13 protein-coding genes, 3 tRNA genes and 2 pseudogenes are annotated in these 14,209 nt (G+C 49.0%); 9 read left to right on the plus strand and 9 right to left on the minus strand.

The genetic code is table 11. The features are described 5' to 3' along the window. Positions 1-12: 12 nt before the first annotated feature. Genes EH228_RS03780 through rutA form a run of 5 tightly spaced genes read right to left on the minus strand, consistent with a single transcriptional unit; the run spans position 13 to position 3,386 of the window. Positions 13-315, minus strand: a complete 303-nt coding sequence (locus EH228_RS03780) for a nitroreductase family protein (protein WP_420841445.1) — start codon at positions 313-315, stop codon at positions 13-15. Continuing rightward, a complete protein-coding gene (gene rutD / locus EH228_RS03785) occupies positions 300-1,118 on the minus strand; it encodes a pyrimidine utilization protein D (RefSeq protein WP_152320344.1) in 819 nt (272 codons plus the stop codon). The genes EH228_RS03780 and rutD overlap by 16 nt, the downstream gene beginning before the upstream one ends. Before the next feature lie 11 nt (positions 1,119-1,129). Next, a complete protein-coding gene (gene rutC, locus EH228_RS03790) occupies positions 1,130-1,516 on the minus strand; it encodes a pyrimidine utilization protein C (RefSeq protein WP_152320345.1) in 387 nt (128 codons plus the stop codon). 32 nt (positions 1,517-1,548) lie between these two features. Beyond that, the gene (gene rutB, locus EH228_RS03795) at positions 1,549-2,295 is read right to left on the minus strand and encodes a pyrimidine utilization protein B (RefSeq protein ID WP_152320346.1); all 747 of its coding nucleotides are present in this window, start codon (positions 2,293-2,295) and stop codon (positions 1,549-1,551) included. After that, positions 2,295-3,386: a pyrimidine utilization protein A gene (gene rutA, locus EH228_RS03800; RefSeq protein ID WP_152320347.1), complete on the minus strand. Its 1,092-nt coding sequence runs from the start codon at positions 3,384-3,386 to the stop codon at positions 2,295-2,297. The genes rutB and rutA overlap by 1 nt, the downstream gene beginning before the upstream one ends. Positions 3,387-3,666: 280 nt before the next feature. On the opposite strand from rutA, the gene rutR reads away from it, so the two are divergent. Further along, the gene (gene rutR, locus EH228_RS03805) at positions 3,667-4,329 is read left to right on the plus strand and encodes an HTH-type transcriptional regulator RutR (RefSeq protein ID WP_152320348.1); all 663 of its coding nucleotides are present in this window, start codon (positions 3,667-3,669) and stop codon (positions 4,327-4,329) included. 33 nt (positions 4,330-4,362) lie between these two features. On the opposite strand, the gene cycA is transcribed toward rutR, so the two are convergent. Both cycA and EH228_RS03815 read right to left on the minus strand, forming a co-directional pair. Then, positions 4,363-5,760 (minus strand): D-serine/D-alanine/glycine transporter, encoded by a 1,398-nt coding sequence (gene cycA, locus EH228_RS03810; RefSeq protein ID WP_152320349.1) that lies wholly within the window; start codon positions 5,758-5,760, stop codon positions 4,363-4,365. 394 nt (positions 5,761-6,154) lie between these two features. Further along, entirely contained in the window at positions 6,155-6,820 is a 666-nt protein-coding gene (locus EH228_RS03815) for a DUF4396 domain-containing protein (RefSeq protein WP_152320350.1), read from the minus strand. Positions 6,821-7,858: 1,038 nt separating this feature from the next. On the opposite strand from EH228_RS03815, the gene EH228_RS03820 reads away from it, so the two are divergent. After that, positions 7,859-8,494, plus strand: coding sequence for an autoinducer synthase (locus EH228_RS03820; RefSeq protein WP_152320451.1), 636 nt, complete (start codon positions 7,859-7,861; stop codon positions 8,492-8,494). On the opposite strand, the pseudogene EH228_RS03825 reads toward EH228_RS03820, so the two are convergent. Next, positions 8,491-8,838: pseudogene (locus EH228_RS03825) on the minus strand (GlpM family protein). The gene EH228_RS03820 and the pseudogene EH228_RS03825 sit on opposite strands and share 4 nt — an antisense overlap. A gap of 54 nt (positions 8,839-8,892) precedes the next feature. Continuing rightward, positions 8,893-9,117 carry a DUF2594 family protein gene (locus EH228_RS03830; protein WP_152320351.1) on the minus strand — a complete coding sequence of 75 codons (225 nt, stop codon included), beginning with the start codon at positions 9,115-9,117 and terminating at the stop codon, positions 8,893-8,895. A 185-nt stretch (positions 9,118-9,302) separates the two neighbouring features. Here EH228_RS03830 and EH228_RS03835 point away from each other — a divergent pair. The 7 genes and pseudogenes from EH228_RS03835 to EH228_RS03865 all read left to right on the plus strand — a co-directional run bounded on the left by EH228_RS03835 (position 9,303) and on the right by EH228_RS03865 (position 14,105). Next, a pseudogene (locus EH228_RS03835) lies at positions 9,303-10,381 on the plus strand (IS3 family transposase). 174 nt (positions 10,382-10,555) lie between these two features. Next, positions 10,556-11,215 (plus strand): UvrY/SirA/GacA family response regulator transcription factor, encoded by a 660-nt coding sequence (uvrY, locus tag EH228_RS03840; protein WP_152320352.1) that lies wholly within the window; start codon positions 10,556-10,558, stop codon positions 11,213-11,215. Next, complete coding sequence (gene uvrC / locus EH228_RS03845) at positions 11,208-13,040, plus strand: excinuclease ABC subunit UvrC (protein ID WP_152320353.1); 1,833 nt, start codon at positions 11,208-11,210, stop codon at positions 13,038-13,040. Before uvrY ends, uvrC begins: the two co-directional genes overlap by 8 nt. Positions 13,041-13,111: 71 nt before the next feature. Beyond that, entirely contained in the window at positions 13,112-13,660 is a 549-nt protein-coding gene (gene pgsA, locus EH228_RS03850; protein ID WP_152320354.1) for a CDP-diacylglycerol--glycerol-3-phosphate 3-phosphatidyltransferase, read from the plus strand. Between the two features lie 153 nt (positions 13,661-13,813). Further along, positions 13,814-13,889, plus strand: a tRNA-Gly gene (locus EH228_RS03855). A gap of 42 nt (positions 13,890-13,931) precedes the next feature. Continuing rightward, positions 13,932-14,005: transfer RNA gene (locus EH228_RS03860), tRNA-Cys, on the plus strand. 13 nt (positions 14,006-14,018) lie between these two features. Then, positions 14,019-14,105: transfer RNA gene (locus EH228_RS03865), tRNA-Leu, on the plus strand. Positions 14,106-14,209: the final 104 nt, after the last annotated feature.

Here is a 14,209-nt window from a genome sequence, read left to right on the forward strand (position 1 = left end):
ATTGTCTTCCCCTTACTCAAAGGTACAGGCATCGGCGAACGGCAGTCTTGGCAACCGATCATCGACTTTATCTGGACAGCCATAGCCAATGTTAATCAGCAGGTTGCTTTTCCAGACGTTCTCGGCAAAGAAAGTCGCATCCACCGCTGCGCGATCGAAACCGGACATTGGGCCGGTATCCAGCCCCATGGTCCGACAGGCATAGATCAGATAAGCCGCTTGCATTGAGCTGTTACGAAACGCCGTTTCCTCGGCTAATGCCGGGCTGCTGGTAAACCGGGTTTCCAAAGCAAAGGTATTCAGGGCTTCTGCCATAATGGCTCCGGTGGGAGGGTGACTGGCAGAGCGGAGGCCAGCCAGTTCAGTAAAAGTTGATTAAAGGTGCTGCTGTCCGTCACGCTCATAGCATGTCCGCCCCAGGGCATTTTTTGTAACGTGGCGTTGGGCAGTACCTGGCTCAGGGTTTCCGAACAAGTCCAGGGGACCAGCAAATCATCCTGCGCGCAAATAACCAAAACAGGCTGAGTAATCGACGGTGCCTGCTGGGTAAAATCACACTGCATCAATGCATTCAAACGACGCAGCAAATTTTCCATCCCTTGGAAATGGGCTGTATGTTGTACGTCTTCCGCTTCAATGCGTGCCTGATTTTCTGCCAGCCAGTCTGCTGGATAGAGGAATAATGGTTGCGCCCGTACATACGCTTCCACTCCCACGTTAAGCAACAACGCCTGGCGGACAGTGAAACAGCGTTGGGTATGCGGATTAAGGCGCAGCCAGCCGTTGACGATCACCAGCCCTGTTAGCCGTTCGGGATAATCCAACGCCATCTGCATCGCCACCATTCCCCCCAGCGCATGACCGATAACCGTATATTGTGCAATGCCGAGATCTGCCAGCGCGGTGGCCAGTTCGGCGGCCATATCACGCATGCTATAACCGTCAGGCAGGGTATCCGGGCTGCGTCCGGTACCACGCTGGTCGTAGAGCACCACGCGGTACTGTTTGCGTAAATCGTCGAGTTGCGGCAGCCAGAAAGAGGCTGAGCCTCCCAGACCGGCGGACAGGACCAGTGTTTGGGCTTCGGGGTGTTGCAAACCTGACAGCTCAATATGCATACGGTTCTCCGTTATTTGCCTATGTGAGCGACGCTGGCGATTTCCACCAGGGCATCAGGTTTCACCAGTCCACACTGGATACAGAACCGTGCGGGTTTTTCACCGGGAAAATACTCGGCATAGACGGCGTTTACGGCCGCGTAGTGACTCCAGTCGGTGACGAAAATGGCGTTAAAAGTAACGTCATCCAGGGTACCTCCGGCGGTTTCGATCACGCTTTTAATCGTTTCCAGTACATGGCGGGTCTGCGCCGCCGCATCGCCAACATGTACCACATTATTGTCTTTATCAAACGGCAATGTACCGGAGACATAGACCACGCCATCAGCCAGTGTACCTGGCACAAAGGGGGCAATCGGGACGCTGGTTCCTGGTGGGGTAATGATCGTTTTTGGCATTGAATTATCTCCTGTCAGCAGATAGGCCGTTTTTATGCTGTTTGCTGTAATGTTGCGCTTTCTGCCTGCAGGGCAGAACAGAATGTCGACACATCCGACACCCAACCAAAGAAAGTTTCAATATTGAAAATCGCCGCTTGTTGGGCAAATGGCGGACCCGCCTGGTAAGTGGCGTCTTCCAGCACGATGCCGAAATATTCCAGGAAGAAACCATCGCGCAGGGTGGATTCCACACAAACATTGGTGGCGATACCGGTGAAGACCAGATGACGGATGCCACGGCTACGCAACATGCTGTCGAGTGGGGTATTGAAGAAGCCGCTGTAACGCGGTTTCGGCAGCACAATATCACCGGGTTGTGGTTGTAACTGATCGACAAGATCATAGTCCCAACCGCCTTTCGCCAGTAGCTTGCCTTCCAGTTCTGGCCGGGTCCGCATGGTTTTCAGCGCGTTTGATTTATGCCAGTTTGGCGAACCCGGGCCACCGGCTTCAACATATTGGCTGTCCCAGCCATTTTGAAACCAGATAATCTGAATACCGGCTTCGCGCGCAGCTTTTACGGCAAGATTAATTTTATCGATGACCGGGCGGGTGGCTGATACGTCAAATCCCGCTAAATCCAGATAACCACCGGTCGTGGCGTAGGCATTCTGCATATCAACCACGATTAACGCGGTCTGTTCGGGAGGAAAAGCGATTGCCTCCGGGCGGGCAGCCAATTTTACGTTGTTTTTGCTGGATGCCGTGGTGCAGATGACGGTTTCTTTACTGCTCATTATGCAACCTCCTTTGCGGCTTCGATGGTATCGATACGGCACTTCATTAGTGGCTGAATACGTTCGCCGAAATTCTCAATTCCTTGCAGGAAGTCATCAAAAGTCAGCAGTACACCGTGGGTGCCTTCGACTGTGGCAACGTCATCCAGCATGCGGGCAACATTGGCATAAGAGCCGACCAGCGTGCCCATATTGATATTGACTGCTGATGTTGGGTCAGCCATCTGGCGCACATTGGTATCACTACCGGAATGCTTGTCCTGCTGGCTTTGTGTGGTCAACCAGGACAAGGCTTCTTCATCCGCTCCAGCTTTGTAATACTCCCATTTGGCACGGGCGGCTTCGTCGGTTTCATCGGCGATGATCATAAACAGCACGTAAGAGCCAACGTCGCGACCCGCCTTCTCGGCCGCGCTTTTCATCCGGGCGGCGGTGGGGGCGAAAGCGGTTGGCGTATTGACGCCTTTGCCGAAGCAGAAGTTGTAGTCCGCGTGTTTTGCGGAGAAAGCCATGCCCGCATCACTTTGTCCGGCACAGATAACCTTCATCGGCTTTTGTGGCAGTGGACTGAGTCGGCAGTCGTTCATGGTGAAGAATTCACCTTTCAGGTCAGATTTACCGGTACCCCACAGATCGCGCAGTACAGTGACATATTCAGTCAGGTAGTCGTAGCGGCGGGAAAAATATTCATCGCCAGGCCAGAGCCCCATCTGGTCGTATTCGGGTTTTTGCCAGCCGGTCACCAGATTTACGCCAAAACGGCCGTTGGAAATGGAATCCACTGTCGCGGCCATACGGGCAACGATTGCCGGAGGAAGGGTGAGGGTGGCGGCGGTTGCATAAATTTCGATGCGTGAAGTGACGGCAGCCAGTCCAGCCATCAGAGTGAAGGACTCCAGATTATGATCCCAGAATTCCGTTTTTCCGCCAAAACCGCGCAGCTTAATCATCGACAGGGCGAAATCGAAATGATAATGCTCGGCTTTCAGCACAATGGCTTTGTTCAGTTCAAAAGTCGGTTTGTATTGCGGCGCGTGCGTGGATATTAGCCAGCCGTTGTTGCCGATTGGGATAAATACACCAATTTTCATAGGGATACCTTATTTTTAATCAGGGTTATCTTTTCTGTGTAACGGTGCATCCTGCGGATCCTTTGAAGCGACGCTCAAAGGAATGATTGCAAAGGTTATGCCATGTTATAAGAATTGCTTTATATTCAGTTTGTTGAGAGTATTTGGTTAAATTGGTGTTGAGCATTTGGTCTAAAATAGACCATTTGGTAAAAATACAGTGCACGAAAAGCAGGCAGACATGGTCAATAAAAGTGCACCAGTTGGTACGGGAAGGTTTGATATACTCCCCGTTACCCACATGGATCATGGAGTCACGGTGAATTCATCTGATAAAATAGTGAAAATACCGACCCGTCGTTCACGGGCGGTAGCCGCAAAGCGTGTCGCGATTCTGACGGCGGCGCTGGAGTTGTTTTCCCTTTATGGCGTCCATGGGACCAGCCTGGATAAGGTTGCTGAGGGAGCGGACGTTTCAAAAACCAATCTGTTATATTATTTTCCCTCAAAGGAAGCGCTTTACATTGCGGTACTCAAGGACATTCTTGAGGTATGGCTGACGCCGTTGCGGGCGTTGCGTGAGGATCAGCACCCCCTGGAGGCAATCAGGGATTACATTCGCCTGAAACTGGAAGTTTCGCGAGATCACCCTCAGGCTTCAAGGTTGTTCTGCATGGAAATGCTACAAGGGGCACCGTTGCTGAAAAGGGAACTGGAAGGCGATTTGAGAGCGCTGGTCGATGAAAAATCGGCGGTTATTGCCGGTTGGATCAGGGACGGAAAACTGGTCGCGGTGGAACCTCACCACTTGATCTTTATGTTGTGGGCGACGACTCAGCATTACGCTGACTTTGCCAGCCAGATTGAGGCAGTTACTGGCCAGACGCTGAGTGATGAAAGCTTTTTCAATCAAACAGTGGAAAATGTACAGCGGATAGTCATTGAAGGGATACGTGTGCGTTGATAAAAAACGGGCCATGCAGGCCCGTTTTCAGTGTTAGAGGGCCGCTTTTCTTTGGCGTAACCACCAGCCGGCTCCCAGCATAATAAACCACAGTGGCGTGACCACCAGCGCCTGGCGGGTATCCACTTCCAGCGATAGTAATACCAGCACAAAAACAAAGAACGCGATACATACCCAGCACATAAATTTACCCAGCGGCATCTTATAAGTTGACTCCTTGTGCAACTGTGGGTGTTTTTTGCGATAGGCCAGATAGGAACAAAGGATGATCGTCCAGACAAACATAAACAGAATGGCGGATACAGTGGTCACCAGCGTGAAGACTTTCATCACATTCGGGATCAGGTAAATCAGCGCGACACCGGCCAGCAGGCACAGGCAGGAGAAGAACAGGCCGGTGGTGGGGACAGCCCGGGAAGAAAGCATTCCGAAGCGACGATGAGCCACACCTTGCTGCGCTAAGCCATACAACATACGGCTGGTGGAAAAAATACCGCTGTTGGCGGAGGAGGCTGCTGATGTCAGTACCACAAAATTAACAATACTGGCAGCGGCTGGCAGGCCAATCAGCACAAACATTTCAACGAATGGGCTATGGTCGGGCACGACCTGGTTCCACGGTGTTACGGCCATGATCACCAGTAGCGCGGACACGTAAAAAATAATAATTCGCAGTGGGATGGCATTAATGGCTCGCGGCAGAACTTTTTTGGGATCGTGTGTTTCTGCTGCGGTCGTACCGACCAATTCAATACCAACAAACGCAAACACCGCAATCTGGAAGCCAGCAAAAAAGCCGCTTAATCCTTTCGGGAACATGCCGCCATGCTGCCAGATATTGCTGATGGCGGCATTTCCGCCGCCTGGAGCAGGGTAGTGCAGGACGATCAAGACGATACCGGTGGCAATCAGCGCCACGATGGCGACTATCTTGATAATCGCAAACCAGAACTCCATTTCACCGAACAGTCTCACCGTGGCAATATTCAGTGACAGGAAAACCACGACGCACAGCAGGGCGCTCATCCAGATCGAGAAATCCGGCCACCACAACTGGAAATAAGCGCTAATGGCGACGACATCGGCGATCCCCGTGACGACCCAGCAGAACCAGTAGGTCCAGCCAGTAAAGTAGCCTGCCCAGGGGCCAAGTAAATCAGCAGCAAAATCGCTGAAGGATTTATATTCGAGGTTCGACAGCAGCAGTTCGCCCATCGCGCGCATCACGAAAAACAGCATAAAACCGATGATCATATAGACAAAAATAATCGATGGTCCGGCAAGGCTGATGGTTTTGCCTGAGCCCATAAATAGCCCTGTCCCGATCGCGCCACCAATAGCGATCAACTGGATATGGCGGTTATGTAGATTACGGCGGAGTTCGTTTGGAATATCTCCGTCCAGAGATGTTTCTTTTTTTGGGTCAACCATAACGGTGTTCAATCCTTAAAAGTAGTGATGTTGTGCCAGCTCTTCGGGCTGTTATTAAATTTGGCAAAAATGCCTGTTTGCAGGCATAAGATAGTGTAATAAAGCCATAAACAGCTAACCCTTTTTCACCCGTTGCAGGGATATCCACTCCAAATGTGTAAAAATGCTGCAATGCTTTTATTGCAAAAGGGCAGACAGGCTGTTCAGTATGGTGGAATCTTGTTATGGAGGCTAAAGGGTAAGAGTGCCCGCGCTGGCGACGATATTGATGCGGGGGGTAACGCCGGGATTAGGGAGAAATAGCCCCTTTTGAAGGAAATAGCTTACTGTTTTTGCCGCTGACCGGTCATTATTTTCATTCGGGACAGGGAATACCGGACGTTGGCATGTCGCGCTAAAATGCGAGTTTGATTCCCCTCTGCAAGAGAAATTTGTTGGCGGGCCAGGCAAAGACGAATCCGGTGAACAATGCCAGCTGTATCATAAACCAGAAGTGCAGTTCCAGTGGTTCAATCTGGCCGTGCAAAATGAAGCGAAACGCCAGCGCCATATAGAGAAACGCCCCGAGCTGAAACATGAATAGCGAAAAAATATCACTTTTGATTGCCCGCCAGAGTGCCCGTAATACCGAAATACCTTCAACCTGCCGCAGCGCAAAAAACTGCAGCAGTACGCTGAGAAGGAATGACAGAAGCAATGAAATAAGAGCGAAAGCCAGTACAACAGAATGAAAAGGAATATAGTCCATTTGTGAAATTATCGAGGCTGAAATTATATCCCCCAGCACACAACCAGCTGCACAGTGGCTGGTAGCAGAGAAAAGCTGGTTCAGGCCTGGTGACCGGACGTTTTTTTGGCTTACCCATGAAGAAACAGGACGGCGTTGACGGGCGAAGTACCACCAGGCCAGCCACCCGAAAAAAGGCATATACAGACCGGTCAGCGGCCAGACCAGGTTCATGATCCAGACGGATTGGGGAGTGCGAATAAGATCTTTCAGGATCATCAATGAAGTACAGATTCCCAGTAAAATGAACAACATTGCCAGTCTGTCTAACATCTTTATTTCCTTATCGAGATAATGAGCAAATGAAAGAGAGGTTTGATTTATATTACTAATTCAGATAGTTAGATTATGTATCAGAGAAAATAAATTGCCAGGTTGTGAGAAGGGTATTTTTGTTATCGCACAGAGCCAGGTGGGCATAATCATAACCGAACATTAATTAACCACTTAAGATGCTTTTACAGACTTATTAAACAATTTCTTAAAACTCAAACATTCATTAATTTCATATAAAATTATTAATTATCAGTATGTTACTTTTTCTTTTGTGCCCATGAATTCCATAACGTTATGGTACTTTTCGTGCAAAAAAGAGTGACGAAATCCGAGCGCTAGACAAGGTAAATCTATTGAATTACCATGAGAATAATCCCATTATGATCTGGTGATGTTCACGTCTGTAATTTTGGTGTTTTTTCTGAGCATGACGGGGCTTGAACGACAGGGAGGTTTTTTGCAAAATATCCAACCTGAAAATTATTCAGCACAATTTTTATGAGGGAGTAAAGGGAAAAGAGAGGCATTGCTTGTTGTTATACCGTTCAGAGAGAATGATAACCGCTATTAATTTTTTGCTCATGCTCATTCATTTTTTCCCCCGTTAACGATCAATATCATCATGATGAGGTATTGTACTCTTTTTTCGAGAGGTGTTAATAACTACGGATGACTATTTCACTGTTATACCGCTATTACTTGTAAAAGATATTTCGATGTCGATGTTTAACATGGCATTACGTCGGGAAAAGCTTGAAATGCTCATGTGCGCTGCCGCCGCGCAAAACCTGGCGGGAATATCCCTGAACCTTTTTGTGTTCGAAAATACCGTTAAAAAATATACCTAAGAGGTTCAATGTAACGAACAATCCCCTGGTGGCTTTCAACGCAGCGGTAATCGCTTTATTCTGAGTGTGTTACGACGTTCAGAACCGGTCGCTTTCGATTGTTAACAGGTTGTCTATTCTGTTATCCAGGATAACAACCCTGTTTAATCTGTGAGGAATGCTATCAGGAGGGAACAGGAGAATAATGATGAAAATTATCCAGGCCAGGCTAAAGGATATGCCATCCTCTTTGTTGGCAGAATTGGGAAGTTATCGTTACGGTATCTTTGCGCGAGGTGAAGGATGGTCTATTCCACCTCGCTTAAGTACGCCGGGTCAGGAATATGACCGCTTTGACCGCTCGGATGTTGTCTGGTTGATTGCCTGGGATAGACAGCAAGGGATCTGTGGTTGTGCCCGTCTGATGCCGTGGGAAGATCCTGCGCAGAAAGCCATTGGAAACGAGGTTGTCAATAGTCGCCAGACGGCAGGCACAGTACTTCCTGTCTGGGAAATGTCACGTTTTTCGGCCCGACTGGATATTGATCCAGAGTTGCCGTTGAGTATTCTTTGGCACTGTGTGCAACTGGCGGAGCAATCGGGTATTGCGTCTCTCTACAGTACCGCTACGCCGATGTTGGTACAGATATTCGAACAGTATTCGTTGGCTTACGAACCACTCACTGCTGGTATCATCCGATCGGAAGATAATCTCTTTGCTGTGTGTATTCCGGTTAAGCAGCCTAATTTGGCAAACAGATACCGCGGCGCACGCCGTTTCAGTCCGGAAGAAGTGCTGCCGGCGTTGGGTGTTTCCAGCAGTTGGAATGCCCGTGGACGTTAACTGGATAATGTTATCCAAAGCATGATTAACAGCCTCAAGGCAAAGCGGCAGTACGCTACCCCGGCAGTTACTGCCAGAGATAATTTTATAAAATATCAGAGTGAAACAGATAAATGAAATAGGGGAGAATTGCCCACATGCCGAAGACAATGATGGGCGTGCAACGCCTTAATCCTGCGGCCACTGTCGACGGTACAATGGGCAATCAGAACAAAGGTCGGGAAAAGTGGCAGCAGTCTTGCGATATAATAACGGCGTTTTTTTGACAAAATACCGGTAAGAAGCACAACCAGCGCACCGGATATCGCGTTGAATAGTAAGCCTGTTGTTCCGTCCTGCGTCAGGTTAAAACCTTAACTTGTTGACCCATGGGCCTAAAAATAATAAGCGAGTGTGAATTACTGGCGGTAGGCCTGTTTGATTTGGCTGATAGTGCTGGTGAATACGTCTGCTTGCTGACGATCAGTCAACTGGGCAATATATTTCTCCATATTGATGATGACTTTTCCGGCATCAGCCTGTCCCATCCCCTTGAGCATAAATGTCACTAATGCTTTCATGCAGGCCATTTCCTCGGCCAGAGTTTGCGTTTCTTTGCTGGTTGAAAAGTCAGTATTGCTCATGTTTTTTCCTTATTTTCCGTCATTAACTCGATGAGCACTGTCGCGTACGCGGTTGATTTAGTGTCATCTGTAAGCAGTATATCACATAACTTTATATCCAGATGGCTGTCCTGGTATGGTCATCCCCCCGAAAACCGGTGTGTTCATCGTAGAATTTTCTCGTAATCTGAACTGAGGCGATTTTTATGAAAAAATCACGTTTTACTGACAGCCAGATCATGACCATTTTGAAGCAGACAGAAGCCGGAGCAGCGGTTTCTGAGCGGTGCCGGGAGCAGGGTATGAGCAAGGCCAGTTTCTATAAATGGAAATGGCGTTCACGCTTTGGTGGTATGGAGGCGCGTCAATGATGGCTCGCCTCAAAGAGCTGGAAGAGGAAAACCGCCGCTTGAAAAAGATGTATGCGAAAGAACGGCTTAAAGCTGAAATCCTCCAGGAGGCAATGACAAAAAAGGGGGAAAGCCATCGTAGCGCAGAATGATGGCAAAAAACGCCGTTGAAAGCAGAAAAATCAGTATTCGTTTTGCCTGTCACATATTTGTTGTCAGTGAAACCTGTTATCACTGTATGCCCCGGCTCAGCAGAGAAAACTGGCAAATTGCTGACTGGCTGATGCGCATCACCGACAGCCAGAAGAACTGGGGTTTGGTACCTGTATCTGCGCAATGTTAAAGGTTTCGCCTGGAACCACAAGCGGATTTACCGTATCTACTGCGAACTGTCGCTAAACATGCGGATAAAGCCTAAACAACGGCTGAAAAGAGAGAAACCGGAAATACTGTCAGTCCCTGCCAGCAGCAACATCAGCTGGTCAATGGATTTTATGCATGATCAGCTATCAGACGGGCGCTCTGTTCATTTGCTGAATGTGATTGATGATTTTAATCGCGAGGCACTGGCCATTGAGGTGGATTTTTCTCTGCCTTCAGTCCGGGTCATTCGCACGCTGGAGCAACTGATGGCGTGGAAAGGAAAACCGGCAGCAATTCGCTGTGATAACGGCCCGGAATATACCCGCGGAATATTTTTGTCATGGGCAGAGTCGCATAATATAACGCTTAATTTTATTCAGCCGGGCAATCCTCAGCAAAATGCTTATATCGAACGCTATAACCGTACAGTACGTTATGACTGGCGGGGGCAGCGTCTGTTTACCTCACTGGACGAGCTACAGCTTTATGCAACACCGTGGCAATGGTTTTATAATCACGAAAGACCTAATATGGCACTGAACGGTTATACACCGATGCAGCATATGGCCTGATTCTACTTAAGTCCTCCGTTAAAAATGGGGGGATTACCGTATGAGGCGCAGGATAAGGTTTTTCTGTAAGACAATGACATTTTTTTCTATTCTAACACCGCAAAAAAAGAGGTAAAATCATTCTTCTAATACCATTCTGAACGTCCCTGGTATTACCCATTTGGAGAGACCGGTTTGATAAGCGTTCTTCTTGTTGATGACCATGAACTGGTGCGCGCAGGCATTCGCCGCATACTGGAAGACATCAAAGGTTTTCAGGTTGTTGGTGAAGCTAACTGTGGCGAAGACGCGGTGAAATGGTGCCGGGTCAATCGTGTGGACGTAGTGCTGATGGATATGAATATGCCGGGCATTGGCGGGCTGGAAGCGACGCGTAAGATCGTGCGTTACAGCCCGGATATCAAAATAATCATGCTGACTATCCATACCGAAAATCCTCTGCCTGCACGAGTTATGCAGGCGGGTGCGTCTGGTTATCTGAGCAAAGGTGCGGCACCACAAGAGGTGGTAAACGCTATTCGTCAGGTTAATGCCGGTCAGCGCTATATCGCTTCTGATATCGCTCAGCAAATGGCGCTCAGCCAGATTGAACCACAGAAAACTGACTCGCCTTTTGGCTGTTTGTCGGAGCGTGAATTGCAGATTATGCTGATGATCACGAAAGGGCAGAAAGTGGCGGAAATTTCCGAACAACTTAATCTGAGCCCAAAAACAGTTAATAGTTACCGTTACCGCATGTTCAATAAACTTAACATCAGTGGTGACGTTGAGTTAACGCACCTGGCCATTCGTCATGGTCTGTTCAATGCGGAGTCGTTAAGCAGTAGTGAATGATGTTTTCGATGCCAGGTCTTTCCTTAAATCGGTGACCAGCCAGCCAGGTGTCTATCGCATGTATGATGTGAGCGGTACGGTCATTTACGTCGGCAAAGCCAAAGATCTCAAAAAACGCCTTTCCAGCTATTTTCGTGGCAATTCTGGCAACCGTAAAACGGAAGCGCTGGTGGGCAGTATTCACCAGATTGACGTGACAGTGACGCATACCGAAACGGAAGCGCTGTTGCTGGAGCACAACTATATCAAGCTGTATCAGCCGCGCTATAATGTGCTGTTGCGTGATGATAAATCCTACCCGTACATTTTTCTCAGTGCAGATGCGCATCCCCGGCTTGCCAGCCATCGTGGCGCTAAACATGCGAAAGGTGAATATTTCGGGCCTTTCCCCAATGGCTATGCTGTGCGTGAAACACTGTCTTTGTTGCAAAAAATCTTTCCGGTTCGTCAATGTGAAAACAGCGTTTACCGCAATCGCTCGCGTCCCTGTCTGCAATATCAAATAGGCCGCTGTCTGGGGCCTTGTGTGACGGGATTGGTTAGCGAGGAAGACTATGCGCAGCAGGTTGACTACGTTCGCCTGTTTCTTTCCGGTAAAGATGATCAGGTCCTTAACCAGCTGGTTGTCAGTATGGAGTCGGCCAGCCAGGCCCTGAAATTTGAAGAGGCCGCCCGCTTGCGTGATCAGATTCAGGCGGTCAGACGGGTGACTGAACGTCAGTTTGTCTCCAACAATGGTGACGATCTGGATGTTATTGGGGTGGCGTTTGATGCTGGAATGGCCTGCCTGCATGTGTTGTTTATTCGTCAGGGGAAAGTACTGGGAAGTCGCAGCTATTTCCCAAAAATACCGGGAGGAACCGAACTGGCTGAAGTGGTGCAGACTTTTGTCGGACAATTTTATCTGCAAGGCAGCCAGGCGCGTACGCTACCTACTGATATTCTGCTTGATTTTACCTTGCCGGAAAAAAGCCTGCTGGCTGAGTCGCTGACCGAAATAGCCGGTCGGGTCGTCACTATTCAGAGCAAACCACGCGGTGATCGGGCGCGTTATCTGAAACTCGCCCGGACCAATGCCAGTACTGCGTTGGTCAGTCGTTTATCGCAACAGTCCACCATCCATCAACGGCTGCAGGCATTGGCTGAGCTGCTTAATCTGCCGACAATTAATCGTATGGAGTGTTTCGATATCAGCCATACGATGGGCGAGCAAACCGTGGCCTCTTGTGTGGTATTTGACAGTCATGGGCCGCTGCGTTCGGAATACCGCCGATACAATATTACCGGCATTACGCCGGGAGACGATTATGCGGCGATGAATCAGGTATTACGCCGTCGTTATGGCAAGGCGCTCGAAGAGAGCAAAATTCCTGATGTTATCCTGATCGACGGTGGTAAAGGCCAACTGGGACAGGCAAAAAAAGTCTTTGCCGAACTGGAAGTCGACTGGGATAAAGCGCGGCCAATTTTGTTGGGAGTGGCGAAAGGCACTGATCGTAAAGCCGGCCTGGAAACGCTGTTCTTCGCGCCGGAAGGGGAGGGATTTTCACTGCCCCCAGACTCTCCTGCTTTGCATGTTATCCAGCATATTCGTGATGACTCTCACAATCACGCAATAACAGGACATCGTAATAAACGGGCGAAAGTGAAGAATACCAGCGCGCTGGAAAGCATCGAAGGGATTGGACCAAAAAGACGTCAGATGCTTCTCAAATACATGGGCGGGCTGCAACCGCTGATGAATGCCTCTGTAGAAGAAATAGCGAAAGTGCCCGGTATTTCCCAGCTTCTTGCGGAGAAAATCTTTTATTCTCTGAAACACTAAACATTGCAACGCCTCCGGCATTGTAGGAACATAAGGACAAATTCTACTCTGCCCAGACAGTTAGTATACCTATGCATTTTAACATTCCGACGTTACTTACCCTGTTTCGTGTCGTTTTGATTCCGTTCTTTGTGCTGGCATTCTATCTGCCATTTCAATGGGCTCCCCTTGTTTGCGCACTGATCTTTATCTTTGCGGCTATCACTGACTGGTTTGATGGCTACCTGGCGCGTCGCTGGAAGCAGACCACGCGTTTTGGTGCTTTTCTTGACCCGGTGGCTGATAAAGTCATGGTGGCGATGGCATTGGTACTGGTGGCTGAATATTTTCACTCCTGGTGGATAACCCTGCCAGCGGCAACGATGATTGCACGTGAAATTATTATTTCTGCACTGCGGGAGTGGATGGCTGAGATTGGTAAACGCAGCAGTGTAGCGGTTTCGTGGATTGGTAAGGTAAAAACTACAGCACAGATGCTGGCTCTTTTTGCGCTGCTGTGGCGTCCTGACCGTATCGTTGAGGGGATTGGCGTGGTAGCGTTGTATATCGCGGCAATACTGACTTTTTGGTCAATGTTCCAGTATTTGAACACAGCACGCGGCGATTTGTTTGAGCGATGATCGATACGATTTAAAAAGCAGCAAACAGAAGGAAAGTGGAGATAATTGTGTTGACTCATTTCTCCAGCTCAGTAGAATGCAACGCATCGGAAGGCAGCTGGATTGCCAGAAGATAAATAAATCAGCAACTTCAATGAAGTTGTGCTGATAAAAGCGGGAATAGCTCAGTTGGTAGAGCACGACCTTGCCAAGGTCGGGGTCGCGAGTTCGAGTCTCGTTTCCCGCTCCATATTTTGTCATCAGATTCGTTCTGGTGGTGCAGCAAGATTAAGGCGCGTTGGCAGAGTGGCCATGCAGCGGATTGCAAATCCGTGGACCTCGGTTCGACTCCGGGACGCGCCTCCACTTTATACCCCATGCCCGGGTGGTGAAATCGGTAGACACAAGGGATTTAAAATCCCTCGGCCATTAGGCTGTGCGGGTTCAAGTCCCGCCCCGGGCACCATCACGAATTCACCAATAAAAAGAACAAGTTAGCCAATAATATTGTGCCGCCGTCAAGGCGGTTTTTTTGTGTCTGACATGCCGTTTCAGAATATCCCTTCATAA

It is taken from the genome of Erwinia endophytica (assembly GCF_009295515.1).
Taxonomy (GTDB): Bacteria; Pseudomonadota; Gammaproteobacteria; order Enterobacterales; family Enterobacteriaceae; genus Erwinia; species Erwinia endophytica.

What these genes read in the sequence shown, in the direction of transcription:
- EH228_RS03780 (WP_420841445.1), bottom strand. Translation starts at nt 315, where the DNA reads ATGGCAGAAGCCCTGAATACCTTTGCTTTGGAAACCCGGTTTACCAGC.
- rutD (WP_152320344.1), bottom strand. Translation starts at nt 1,118, where the DNA reads ATGCATATTGAGCTGTCAGGTTTGCAACACCCCGAAGCCCAAACACTG.
- rutC (WP_152320345.1), bottom strand. Translation starts at nt 1,516, where the DNA reads ATGCCAAAAACGATCATTACCCCACCAGGAACCAGCGTCCCGATTGCC.
- rutB (WP_152320346.1), bottom strand. Translation starts at nt 2,295, where the DNA reads ATGAGCAGTAAAGAAACCGTCATCTGCACCACGGCATCCAGCAAAAAC.
- rutA (WP_152320347.1), bottom strand. Translation starts at nt 3,386, where the DNA reads ATGAAAATTGGTGTATTTATCCCAATCGGCAACAACGGCTGGCTAATA.
- rutR (WP_152320348.1), top strand. Translation starts at nt 3,667, where the DNA reads ATGGATCATGGAGTCACGGTGAATTCATCTGATAAAATAGTGAAAATA.
- cycA (WP_152320349.1), bottom strand. Translation starts at nt 5,760, where the DNA reads ATGGTTGACCCAAAAAAAGAAACATCTCTGGACGGAGATATTCCAAAC.
- EH228_RS03815 (WP_152320350.1), bottom strand. Translation starts at nt 6,820, where the DNA reads ATGTTAGACAGACTGGCAATGTTGTTCATTTTACTGGGAATCTGTACT.
- EH228_RS03820 (WP_152320451.1), top strand. Translation starts at nt 7,859, where the DNA reads ATGAAAATTATCCAGGCCAGGCTAAAGGATATGCCATCCTCTTTGTTG.
- EH228_RS03830 (WP_152320351.1), bottom strand. Translation starts at nt 9,117, where the DNA reads ATGAGCAATACTGACTTTTCAACCAGCAAAGAAACGCAAACTCTGGCC.
- pgsA (WP_152320354.1), top strand. Translation starts at nt 13,112, where the DNA reads ATGCATTTTAACATTCCGACGTTACTTACCCTGTTTCGTGTCGTTTTG.